The organism is Sulfurimonas sp. (assembly GCF_047622445.1).
Lineage (GTDB): Bacteria > Campylobacterota > Campylobacteria > Campylobacterales > Sulfurimonadaceae > Sulfurimonas.
Genome location: NZ_JBLHOE010000041.1, coordinates 18273 through 28428, shown reverse-complemented (window position 1 = coordinate 28428; position 10156 = coordinate 18273). Strand labels below are relative to the sequence as shown.

General features: G+C 30.7%; 11 protein-coding genes. 4 read left to right on the top strand and 7 right to left on the bottom strand.

All coding sequences use genetic code 11. The features are described 5' to 3' along the window. Window positions 1–83 precede the first annotated feature (83 nt). From ACI9TV_RS10110 to ACI9TV_RS10090, 5 genes are read right to left on the bottom strand one after another with little or no spacing between them, the layout of a single operon-like run. On the bottom strand, window positions 84–1598 hold the full coding sequence (locus ACI9TV_RS10110) for a diguanylate cyclase (RefSeq protein ID WP_415250670.1): 1515 nt from the start codon (window positions 1596–1598) through the stop codon (window positions 84–86). A 1-nt stretch (window position 1599) separates the two neighbouring features. Next, window positions 1600–3582 (bottom strand): EAL domain-containing protein, encoded by a 1983-nt coding sequence (locus ACI9TV_RS10105; RefSeq protein ID WP_415250669.1) that lies wholly within the window; start codon window positions 3580–3582, stop codon window positions 1600–1602. A 49-nt stretch (window positions 3583–3631) separates the two neighbouring features. Further along, window positions 3632–4447, bottom strand: coding sequence for a tyrosine-type recombinase/integrase (locus ACI9TV_RS10100; protein ID WP_415250668.1), 816 nt, complete (start codon window positions 4445–4447; stop codon window positions 3632–3634). Between the two features lie 3 nt (window positions 4448–4450). Then, entirely contained in the window at window positions 4451–5446 is a 996-nt protein-coding gene (locus tag ACI9TV_RS10095; RefSeq protein WP_415250667.1) for a hypothetical protein, read from the bottom strand. A 3-nt stretch (window positions 5447–5449) separates the two neighbouring features. Next, on the bottom strand, window positions 5450–6046 hold the full coding sequence (locus ACI9TV_RS10090) for a hypothetical protein (protein ID WP_415250666.1): 597 nt from the start codon (window positions 6044–6046) through the stop codon (window positions 5450–5452). A 116-nt stretch (window positions 6047–6162) separates the two neighbouring features. Here ACI9TV_RS10090 and gatC point away from each other — a divergent pair, with 116 nt between their 5' ends. The 4 genes from gatC to ACI9TV_RS10070 all read left to right on the top strand — a co-directional run bounded on the left by gatC (window position 6163) and on the right by ACI9TV_RS10070 (window position 8769). Then, complete coding sequence (gatC, locus tag ACI9TV_RS10085) at window positions 6163–6453, top strand: Asp-tRNA(Asn)/Glu-tRNA(Gln) amidotransferase subunit GatC (protein ID WP_415250665.1); 291 nt, start codon at window positions 6163–6165, stop codon at window positions 6451–6453. A gap of 2 nt (window positions 6454–6455) precedes the next feature. Beyond that, a complete protein-coding gene (locus tag ACI9TV_RS10080; protein WP_415250664.1) occupies window positions 6456–6797 on the top strand; it encodes an arsenate reductase family protein in 342 nt (113 codons plus the stop codon). Next, window positions 6794–7879, top strand: coding sequence for a type IV pilus twitching motility protein PilT (locus ACI9TV_RS10075; protein WP_415250663.1), 1086 nt, complete (start codon window positions 6794–6796; stop codon window positions 7877–7879). The genes ACI9TV_RS10080 and ACI9TV_RS10075 overlap by 4 nt, the downstream gene beginning before the upstream one ends. A 113-nt stretch (window positions 7880–7992) precedes the next feature. After that, window positions 7993–8769 carry an SIR2 family NAD-dependent protein deacylase gene (locus ACI9TV_RS10070; RefSeq protein ID WP_415250662.1) on the top strand — a complete coding sequence of 259 codons (777 nt, stop codon included), beginning with the start codon at window positions 7993–7995 and terminating at the stop codon, window positions 8767–8769. Here the strand turns inward: ACI9TV_RS10070 and ACI9TV_RS10065 are convergent. Beyond that, on the bottom strand, window positions 8766–9749 hold the full coding sequence (locus ACI9TV_RS10065; protein WP_415250661.1) for a GGDEF domain-containing protein: 984 nt from the start codon (window positions 9747–9749) through the stop codon (window positions 8766–8768). The genes ACI9TV_RS10070 and ACI9TV_RS10065 overlap by 4 nt on opposite strands. Continuing rightward, on the bottom strand, window positions 9742–10155 hold the full coding sequence (locus ACI9TV_RS10060; protein WP_415250660.1) for a response regulator: 414 nt from the start codon (window positions 10153–10155) through the stop codon (window positions 9742–9744). The genes ACI9TV_RS10065 and ACI9TV_RS10060 overlap by 8 nt, the downstream gene beginning before the upstream one ends. Window position 10156: the final 1 nt, after the last annotated feature.

The following is a 10156-nucleotide window of genomic DNA, read 5'->3' as shown; positions in this document are numbered from 1 at the left end:
TTATACTATCAGTTATGGAACTGTTCAAAAAAGAGCCTTTTATATTATTTGTATACTATTATATACTTTTAAAACAAATACTTCTAAACAACTACTTTATTTCGTCCTGTTTCTTTTGCTTCATAAAGTTTACTGTCAACTTCTTTAAAGGCCTCATCAAGGCTCATAATGCCTTCTAAGCTTATAACACCAAAACTACATGTAAATTCTGGTACTCCATCATAATCTCTTGTACATTCTTCGATAGATAAACGTAAATTTTCAGCTACTCTTTGTGTATCTACCAAACTAACATCTAAAAGTAACATAAACTCTTCACCACCCCATCTCGCAAATACATCCGTTTGTCTTGTGTGTTCTTTTACTACTTTAGATAGTAACTGTAGGGCTGTATCTCCCACGTCGTGACCATATGTATCATTAATATTTTTAAAATGATCTACATCAAACATAATCAAAGATAAATATGTATCATTACGTTTTTGTTTTTTACAGGATTCTGATAAATACGCTTCAAAAAATCTACGGTTGTAAATTTCCATCATACTATCCATATAGACTTTTTTCCCTAATTCTTTATTAAATTTAATTGCGAAATACAATACTAAAGTAAGAAGTAATACTACAAATAAAATATATTTTATTTCACGACTTTTTTCATCATAAAAATACCCAAGATAATCACTACGTTCAAAACTAACTGCGTATGCAATATATTTGTGAGTAATAGGGTTATGAATAGCGATAAAGCTTACAACACCTTTGTGCTTTTTATGATCAATTGCTATAGAAAAATCTTCATACATTTTCATTTTGAGCTTAATCTCTTCTAAATTTTTAATACTCTCGCTTGCATGTTCTACTTTTTCAGACATTATCATCGTTTTTTGATGCATGAAATTATTGTTAATTATTGATGGCTCATAGTGTGTAGGTTCTGTTTCAAAAACTTTATTTTTTACCACTTCTTTATCAATGAGTATATCTAAGCCTATATTTTTAAATGCTCTTTGGTAGGTATTTTTAAATGATTTCATCGAGTGAGATATTTCAACACTTCCAATATGCTTCTTTTTCTCATCAAAAAGTGGAAACACAAATCGATAACCATTAAAAATTCTTCCCTCTTCAAAACCTTCAACATATACTTTATGTTTATTTGTATATGCAACTGTCGCTCTAACATTACTTAGATTATCTCCAAATTTACTAGGTTTATGAAACCGTAAAAAACTATCATTATTTGGTAAATGAAAGTGAAGTTGTTGAATGTTATATTTTTTAAACTCTATATATATTGGTTCTAAATATTTATATAACTTATCTCTTACAATAGCTTTATCATCATCATTCGCTTCATATGCATACTTAAATATGTCTATGACCTCAGGCTTGTTAATAAGGTAGTTAAACATAAAAGTAGATGTATCTTTTGGAAAAAGTGTAATTCCATCATATCGATGTTTCGCTTCTTTTGTTTGTAAATCTAAAAAACTATGGAGTTCTTTTTGCTTATAAGTATGAAACATTAAAAGTAAGATAGTTGCTATAAAAAAAAATATACCTACAAAAGTAAACTTATAATCAAAAAACTTCACTTTAGTTCATATCCATAAAGTCAGGCTTTCCAAAATAATACCCTTGAGAGTATTCAACACCTAAATTTTTTAAAATTATATAAATATTTTCATTTTCTATATACTCGGCCACCATCTCAATACCCTGCTCTTTTGCAAAAGCTACAATACTTTTTACAACAGACATAGAATACGCATCTGATTCAATGTTTTTAATAAGGGAACCATCAATTTTAAGAATATCTGGTTGATACTTAAGTAATCTCTCAAAGTTAGAGTACCCAGCACCAAAATCATCAATAGCAATCTTCACGCCATATTCTTTAACACTTAAAATAAATTTCTCAATCTCATCAAAATCTTTTACATCTTCATCTTCTAAAAGTTCAAATACTATTCTAAATGCTTCACTCTTATGAGCATCTAAAAGTTCATATATTTTTTTTCTTGTTGAATATTTCTCTATATCAAGTGCTGAAATATTTATAGTAATTGCTTTATCTGTTTGCTTAAGAGCATTAAAAGAGTTTTCAAGAACCATTCCTGTTATTCTTGAATAGTACTTCCCTTTTTTTGCAATATCCAAAAAGAAAAATGGTGCAACAATATTTTCCTCTTCATCTACAAGGCGCACCAAAGATTCATACTTTACTACTTTTTGTGTTTTATTACATACAATTGGCTGAAAAAATGAAATTATTTTTCCATTTTCAATCGCAACCTTTACCATTTTTAAAATTTGAAGGTTTTTGAACGCTTCATCCTGCTCAATTTTTGCAAAATCATTAGAAACGACAAAGTCTTGTTTAGACTTAAATAAAGAATCAATTCCGTATTTTACATTTTCTAAACAATCCTTACCATTAGCTATACTCATAATAATTGCTACATCGTAATCAATTTCACCAATTTCAATTTTTAATTCATTCATAATATATTGAAAGTTTTTAAGTTCATTTAAGATACTAGGGGTATCCATCTCTTTTTGATATTCTAAGTCCTGAACAAAAGCATATTCACCACTTCCTAAGGAATAGAATTTATCAAAATTAAGATACTCCGGCATATGTTTTAAAAGATCTTTTGCGAAGCTAGCTTCGATATTTTCAGTTATATTATGCCCATATAGTTTTTCTATATCGCTAAACCCATCAATTTTGATTAAGACAATCATAGGATTACTTGCCGAATCTACAAAGTCATATAACTGCTTTTTAGGACTAATAATATTTGTAATATCATGCTGCATAGAAATATATTCTACTATTTCATTATTAATATCTAGGATTGGTGTAATCACTGAATTAACATAATATGTTCCATTATTTTTCGATTTACTACGTAAAACACCTTTCCATGGCTCTTTTTTGTATTTAATGCTATGCCATAGATCAGTATACATTGAAGCTTTATTATCAGGATGTCTGATTATATTATGATTCGAACCCATAAGCTCTTCTTTTAAAAAACCAGAGAGTTTTATAAATGCATCATTTACATAGGTAATGTCACCGTGTATATCTGCTTTAGATACAGCAGATGTAAGATCCGTAAGTTCTTGATACTGTTTTAGAAAAGCTAGGTTATTATTGTATACATTTATAAAGTCAATTTTTTTTATACATTTTTCAAAGGAATCAATCAACTTATCTATCTGAATTGGCTTTAATAGATACCCGTCTATATCTAATTGCATTGCTTTAGAAAAGTATTCCAACTCACTGTGAGCAGATAATAAGATTATTGGTATATTTATATCAAAGTTACGTAACTGCGTTGACATTTCCAGACCATCTAACTTGGGCATATTTACATCGCTAAGAACAATATCAATTTGATTATCGTAAAATTTTTCAAGACCTTCTTCACCATTATCTGCCACAATAACTTCAAGGAATAAATCTTCTAGAATGGAGATAGTACTCTCTCTTAATAACACTTCATCTTCAACATAAAGTATTCTTAATTTACTAGTAAAACAAATAACATCTTGTATATCTTTCATACATCAATTTTAACTTAAGTAAGCTTAATCCACCTTTCTTGATAAAGTATTACTTTAAAGGATGACAACTATAAAGAGTTTCTTTTAAGTCTTGCTTTTGTACATGTGTATAAATCTGTGTTGTTAATAAAGAAGCATGACCAAGTAACTCTTGGACAACTCTCAAATCAGCACCACCAATAATGAGTGAAGTAGCATAGGAATGCCTTATTACATGAGGCGAAACACCTAAATATTTTTTCGTAATTTTATACGCAGAAATACGACTTAGTTTATCACCTTTATAATTTGCCCAAACAAAATCTTTTTCATACTTAAACGCTCTAAGGTACTCATCTATTGCTTTTTTTGCAACAGCGGCAATAGGAACCATTCTCTCTTTTTCACCTTTTGCATGTCTCACATGTAACCAAGTATCATCTATATCTTCACGTGAAAGTTCTAAACATTCACTTATCCTTGTTCCTGTTGCGTATAAAAACAATATGAGTGCATAGTCTCTGAGTCCTATCCATGAACTTCTATCAATCGAGTCTAAAGCATTCGTAATTTCATCGTAGGATAAAAAATTTGGAAGTAGCTTTGGAATTTTTGCAAGCTTAACCTTAGAATATTCATCGCAAAAATCACTTTTATAACAGAAGTTAAAAAAGGCGTTGAGTGAAGAGAGTTTACGGTTAAGTGTTCTTTTATTTTTATATTTTGAAAGGTGTGTCAAGATGATTGTTGAATCTAGAGAGAGTAATGATTTACAAAGCTCTTCTTCAACCATACTAAGGTCAGAAGAATAAGCTTCTATAGTTTTCTTACTTAGAGCCTTTGTTACAGTTATATACTCTAAAAAGGCTTCTAATTCATTTGACAAAGTTTACTCTATAGAGATAAGCTCATCATGTACAAAAAATCCTTTATCTGTAACAAATACAAAACCTTCATCAAGACTTACACTATGTATGGTGTATGAAGACAAGTCTTTTGATGCTACAATTAAGTAACCTTCTTTTTCTAAGATATAAACTTTATCATCTTTAGCAATTAAACCTAAAAAATGGGCAAATGGAAATTTTAGTTTTGCATTAAGTTCAAGGGTTGGAGTCAAAGAAATTACTTCACCTTGTTTAGTTGCTACAAATAAATTTTCACCATTAAATGCAATATTACGAATTTCATACTTTGCCCGAGCTTCTTTTTTATCCATAGAGATAATCTTATGTGCAGTAGCAGCAATAACTTTTTCCTCAATGATATTAAAATACAAAATATTATTAAAATTATCTTCTGAAGAAACTATCGTAGTTCTTAATCTCTTTTTTGTAGTTGGATTAATAATGATAACTTTACCATCAAGTGTAGGAAAAATCACAACCCCTCCAACAAAGTATGGACTTGCAATTCTAGAATCAATTGCTAGAGTTTCAGAGACTTTTTCTTTCATCAAAAACTCTTTTGAAGATATAGAATAAAGTCCTAATTCATTATCTGCAAAAACAATAGCTAATATATCATCTTGAATACTTGCACTAGCAATGGTTTTCTTAAGCTCAAGCTCTTCGATTTTACTTGTATCTTCAACCGATTGAAGCTTCATTTTCCCATCAATAGTTGCACTTATAACCCAACCATCTGTATGTGCTATTAGTCTATAATTTTCTGCAATCTCAATATCTATATTAGTTTTTTTACCTAAAACTTTTCTATTATCCAAAAGCGCTGCAGTGGAGGTAATATCAATAATATCATCCCCCATACTTTTATATTGACCCCAAGATTTTCCCGTCTCTTCTGGTTCAAAAACTTTTTTTGAACTACATCCTGTAAAGAAAACAATACTTAACGATAAAGTAGCTAATAATAAGTTTCTCAAAATTTATTTTACCCCGTAATGTAATAATGCTTTAGCAACTTTTGCTAAAGGTGAGGTATCTAGAATTGTCTGAAGCTTTAAATGTGCTTTATCAATATTACCTTCATTCATAAGTATAATGGCAGCTTGGACTTGTGCTAAATCTTTATAAATTGCATCTTGATTGAGAGCATATGTAGTTAATGCATTTACGTCTTTAGTACTTTGAGCGAGTTCGTATGTAGCTAAATCAGATAAAGGTGCTACATCTGAACTTTTTAAACTCTCTAGTGTTTTCATATCCTTGTCTATCAGTGCTTTTGAGTAGATAAAAACATCATGTAAAGCTGGACTAAGAGATTCTAAACGCGTAAGAGCAGCTACATTTGAAGGATCAGCTTTTAATTCACTTAATGTTTCATTTGCTGCCACTTGTGTTGATGCTTTATTTACATCATATGCTATATTTGAAGCAATTGCTACAACAACTACAACTACACCAGCAATAAGAATATTTTTATATTTTTTAACAAATCTTTCTGTTATTACAGATTTTTCAAAAAACTTCTCTTCTGAAGTTAATTCTTCTTTTACCATCTCTATATCGTTTTTAATACTCAAAAAAAATCCTTAAACTAATTGTTTTGTTATATTATCGAATAATTTGTTAAAGTTTCATCAAATACATATCTTTATTTTGTTAGAATATCTCCAGATTAAAGAATATAAGGAATTTCATGCAAGTAGACGATGCACTATTACAAAGACTAGAAAAATTATCATTTTTAAGAATAGAAGATGATAAGAGAGAAGAAATCATCTCTCAGATGTCCGAAATTGTTAGCTTTGTAGACAATTTAAGTGAACTAAATACTGATGGTGTCGATGATACATTTGCAATGGGTAACGCTGCAACACACCTAAGAGAAGACACTCCCTTTTGTGATACAAGCGTAAATGATACAATCCTTAAAAATGCTCCAAAAAGTGAAGATCACTTTTTCATAGTACCAAAAATTATCGAGTAAAGATGGTACAAGTCTATGGAATTAAAAACTGCGACAGTGTAAAAAAAGCACTAAAATATTTTAACAAACATAACATAGAGTATGAACTTTTTGACTTTAAAGAAAAAAAAGTTCCTTGTGAGACCATCGCTTCTTGGTTAGAGCAAACTGATTTAAAAACACTTTTTAATGCGAGAAGTACTACTTATAGAACTCTCAAACTCAAAGAGCTCAACCCAAATGACAATGAAAAGCAAGAGTGGCTTTGTAAAGAAAATATGCTTATCAAAAGACCGGTTGTTATGTACGAAGGAAAGATTCTTGTTGGATTTAAAGAAGAAAACTATGATGGAGTATTTTTATGAGTGATGAAACCGCACCTAAGTCTTTAGATATTAAAAAACTATTAAAAAGTGTTTTAGCGTATGGTTCTTCGGACCTTCACCTTGTAGTTGGTAGTGAACCACAAATTAGAATAGACAAAGAACTACGACCTTTAAATCTTGCAGTTCTCAATGCTAACGATGTTGAAACGATGGCCTACACACTCATTGAAGATAAGCAAAAAAAAGATTTTGAAGAATATAATGAATTAGACTTTTCTTTTGAACTTGAAGGAATTGGTCGTTTTCGTGCGAATTATTATCGTACTATTCATGGTATTGCTTGTGCATTTCGTATGATTCCTATTGACATCCCGACACTTGACGAATATGGGAACCCTCCAATTTTTAAAGAGCTTATAAAACGTGAAAAAGGTCTTATCCTTGTAACAGGACCAACTGGTTCTGGTAAATCAACTACGCTAGCGTCTATGCTTCACGAAATAAACCTCAATGAAAGACGCCATATCATCACTGTCGAAGATCCGGTGGAATTTGTACATAAAAATGTCAAGTCTCTTTTCTCACAACGAGATGTAGGAAGTAATACTGCTTCATTTGCTGCGGCATTAAAGTACGCTCTAAGACAAGATCCCGATGTTATACTCATTGGAGAGATGCGTGATGCAGAGACTATTGGGGCAGCACTCACTGCGGCTGAAACCGGTCACTTAGTTTTTGGAACATTACATACTAACTCAGCTCCGGGAACTATTAACCGTATTATCGATGTTTTTGATGGTGAAGCACAAGCCCAAGTACGTGCACAACTTGCAACTTCACTCGTAGCTGTTGTATCTCAAACACTTATCCCAAAAGTGGGTGGTGGAAAAGTTGCTACACAAGAGATTCTCATTACAAACCCAGCCGTACAAAATCAAATTAGAGAGGATAAAGTTCACCAAATATACTCTCAAATGCAGCTAAATCAACAAGAAACAAAAATGACCACGCAAACGCAGGAACTTATTTCTCTCATTTTAAAAAATATGATTACAAAAGAAAATGCAATTAAAAACTCTAATAGACCTGAAGAACTTATCAAGATTATAAATACTATATAAGAAAGTTTAGTTTTTCTAAGCTTTCTTCGAACATAAAATACATCCTGTCTTTAAAACAATTTTTACTAAAAATAATTAAAATAATTAAAACTTTAATACATTACAATACTGACATGTATAATCAAACAAATGAAACAAATGAAACAATAGTAATAATTACAGCTGGCGCTGGTATGGCTCTAGACAGTGGTCTTCCTGACTTTAGAAGTTCTAACGGACTTTGGAATAAAGAAGAGTTTACTGAACTTTCACAACCTTCCTCCTTTTCTACATATCCTGAAAAAGTCTGGGGTATGTATGGTTATAGACTTAACATGCATAAAGAAACAGTTCCACATGATGGCTTTAAGCTACTACTCGATTATGTTAAAGATAAAGACTACTTTATCTTTACATCAAATGTTGACGGGCAATTTCAAAAAGCAGGTTTCGATAGTGAAAAAATTACAGAGAGTCATGGTAATATTCATTATCTTCAGTGTACAGGATGTTCTCGTGAAATCTTCAATGAGTATCCTTTAGAGATTGATGTAAACGTAGAGATGCAAGCTTCTAGTTATCCTCTATGTGAAGAATGTGGAAGTGTACTCCGTCCAAATATCCTTATGTTTAATGATTATGACTTCAATAGGAATAGAGTGCATGAACAACAGGGAAGAATGTTTCAATTTATCGATAAAATCAGAGTTAAGAAAATAGTGATTATTGAGATAGGTGCAGGAACAGATATCCCTTCAATTCGTAGCTTTTCTGAGACTATGAGTCAGCTACCCAACAGTATTTTATATCGAATTAACCCTAGTGAATCTGAAATCCCTGATGATGATGGAGTATCAATTACTTTGGGTGCCTTAGAGGGAATAAAGAAGGTCTTAAACGACCTCTCTTAAAAAAGTGATACTTTATTTTTACCTGATGTTTTAGATTGATATAAAGCTTTATCTGCTCGATTAAGTGATTCACTAATATTAGTATCGCTTTGATGATTAAATGCATCTACACCAATACTAATGGTAAATTTTATATTAGTATCATTTTCTTGAAAATTCATTTTTTCGATTCTTAATCTCAGTTTTTCTGCAAGTTTTACTGCATTTTCTGTACTTGTATTTGGAAGAATAATAGCAAACTCTTCACCACCAAATCTTGCAGCAATATCACTTTCTCGCGTAAATAAGGTAATTGTTTCTGCCAAAAATATTATTACATTATCTCCAATATTATGACCATAAGTATCATTAATTCTTTTAAAATCATCAATATCGATCATTAAGAGACTTAGTGGTTCGTTTGTTCTTTTTGTTATAGAGATAATCTTCTCGGCAAAATCTGCAAAGTACCTTCGGTTATACATGTTTGTTAAAGGATCACGATTTGCCTGCTCTTTTAATTTTGCTTGTGTTTCTTTTAACTCTTTGGTTTGTCTTGCAATTTTAACATGAGTATCTATAAGCTTACTTTGTGCCTCTTTTTGAATACTAATATCTAAAGCAAAAGATATTAAGGCATTTCTAGAATCTTTTAGTTGCACTACTTTCTCTTGAACTTGATACCATTTATTAGCCACTTCATTAAAATGCTCATAGATAATGTATCCATTATTAACAGTAGATTGAGAATGATGTAAACTTGGTTTTAAACCTGCTAGTAATGTTGGGGCTTGACACCAGGAACAAGGAGCGTCTTGTCCATTAATCGCTTCCCAGCAATACTTAGCAGTCATATCTGACATAATGTTTTTCATTGCCTGATTTGCATATAAAATCTCATTTGTAGTTATATTAACTACATACACAGCGAATAATGATGTGTCATTAAACATATCTATGGAGATAAGATCTTTAATCTCATCATTTTGTATATTAATCATCTACTAAATCATCATCTAATAATTCATCATCACAATTTTCACTATATTGTTCATAAATATTTCCAATAGATTTAGCAAGTTTTTCCTCATTAATTGGTTTTAGCAGGTAGCCTTGTGCTCCAGCCTTTAAAGAAGAAACAACCATTTCCTCTTGTCCATGAGAAGTAATCATAATGATATTTACATCTTGATTAAATTCTCTTATCTTTTTTACAGCTGTTATGCCATCAATATCAGGCATTGTAATATCCATGGTAATTAAATCAGGGCTTAATTCTTTACATAGCTCAATAGCTTGTGCCCCATTTTTTGCTTCACCTACAATAGAGTGTCCTAAATTTGTTATATATTTTTTTATATTTTTTCTAATAATAAGTGAGTCATCTACGACTAAAATATTTAACATT

Excerpts from the sequence above, each read along its gene's own strand:
- ACI9TV_RS10105 (WP_415250669.1), bottom strand. The coding sequence starts at position 3,582 with ATGAAAGATATACAAGATGTTATTTGTTTTACTAGTAAATTAAGAATA.
- gatC (WP_415250665.1), top strand. The coding sequence starts at position 6,163 with ATGCAAGTAGACGATGCACTATTACAAAGACTAGAAAAATTATCATTT.
- ACI9TV_RS10080 (WP_415250664.1), top strand. The coding sequence starts at position 6,456 with ATGGTACAAGTCTATGGAATTAAAAACTGCGACAGTGTAAAAAAAGCA.
- ACI9TV_RS10075 (WP_415250663.1), top strand. The coding sequence starts at position 6,794 with ATGAGTGATGAAACCGCACCTAAGTCTTTAGATATTAAAAAACTATTA.
- ACI9TV_RS10070 (WP_415250662.1), top strand. The coding sequence starts at position 7,993 with ATGTATAATCAAACAAATGAAACAAATGAAACAATAGTAATAATTACA.
- ACI9TV_RS10065 (WP_415250661.1), bottom strand. The coding sequence starts at position 9,749 with ATGATTAATATACAAAATGATGAGATTAAAGATCTTATCTCCATAGAT.
- ACI9TV_RS10060 (WP_415250660.1), bottom strand. The coding sequence starts at position 10,155 with ATGTTAAATATTTTAGTCGTAGATGACTCACTTATTATTAGAAAAAAT.